This is a genomic window from Massilia sp. 9I (assembly GCF_902506415.1).
Lineage (GTDB): Bacteria > Pseudomonadota > Gammaproteobacteria > Burkholderiales > Burkholderiaceae_D > Telluria.
The window spans coordinates 1-1,348 of record NZ_LR733283.1; the positions used below are offsets into that span (position 1 = coordinate 1).

The window sequence follows — 1,348 nt, forward strand, 5'->3', positions numbered from 1 at the left end:
GGTACTGATGCGTTTGGTATTGTAATACCCGATGTATTCATCGATCGTGGCTCGTAGTGCCTTCGCGTCAGTAAAGCTCTGCCCGTGGAAGCATTCGGTCTTGAGCACGGCGAAGAAGCTCTCCATCGATGCGTTATCCAGGCAGTTACCCTTGCGTGACATGCTCTGGACTACGTTGTAGTCGCTCAGCAGCTTACGATACTCCGGCATCTGATAGTGCCATCCCTGGTCGGAATGCATCGTCGGCGTCTCGCCTGGCCTGAGCGTGGCAAGAGCTTTCTTGAGCATCGAAACAACCAGCTGCATCGTCGGACGCAGGCTCGTTTCATAAGCAATGATCTCCCGAGTACACAAGTCTTTAACGGTCGAGAGATAGACCTTTTCGCTGCCCGCCTTGAGTTCAGTGACGTCGGTTGCCCATTTTTGGTTCGGTGCCTCGGCATCGAAGTCGCGTTCCAGGAGGTTCGGAGCCACCACCCCGACCTTCCCTCGGAACGTCTTGAAGCGCTTGACCCGCTGAACCGACTGCAGGCCGAGTCCCCCCATCAAGCGCAGTATCGTATTTGCGTGCAGTTCAATGCCATGCTCGCGCAGGGCATCGGCGATTCGCCGATAGCCATAGCGCCCTTTGTGTTCATCGTAGATTTGCCTGATGAGCTCTTTGGTTTGGGCGTATTTGTCTGGTGCCTTGCGTGCCACATCCCAGGCATAGAACGTACTGCGGGACAGGCCGACAACCTTGAGCAACTCCACAACCGGAAACGACTGCCTTAACTCATGCACTACTTGCGCTTTTTCCGCGCAGCTGCTTTCTTTGCTTGAGCCAAGGCTTCCAGCTTTTTTAAAACGGCGACCTCCATCTGCAAGTACTCGACGCGCTTGAGTAGTTCTTCGCGCGTCAGCTCCTGCACTGGTCGGTCGTCTGATGGGGTTACGCGTGCTGGCATGTCTGGTACGGCTGGCTTGATACGGCCCAACGCTTCGATACTTCCCTCTTCGTATCGCTTCGCCCATGTGCGAATACTGTCTGGATTGGGGATGTTGAAGACTGCGGCCGTCTGATTGATGGAGAGCGCATTGTCCCACATGTGCTTCAGCACCGACAGCTTGAGCTCAGGGCTGTAGTGCTCTCGGCGCCTGCAAAACGCTTCATCGCCATGCAGTCGATACGCATCCACCCAACGCCGGATCACCGGCGCTGGGATGCCCTGCTGGGCTGCCAGGCGGTGATAGCCTAGCTGCCCCTCCAGATATTGCTTGATGACCCTGAGCTTGATCTCTTTTGTGTACTTAACCATCTACCCCTCGAAAGTGGACAATAGCTGTCCAACTTTCTTGTGGCAGTTCA

General features: G+C 55.4%; 1 pseudogene. It reads right to left on the bottom strand.

Features of this window, described 5'->3' with window-relative positions:
- A pseudogene (locus tag GV068_RS24835) lies at window positions 1–1,298 on the bottom strand (IS3 family transposase); the annotation flags it as partial.
- Window positions 1,299–1,348 lie beyond the last annotated feature (50 nt).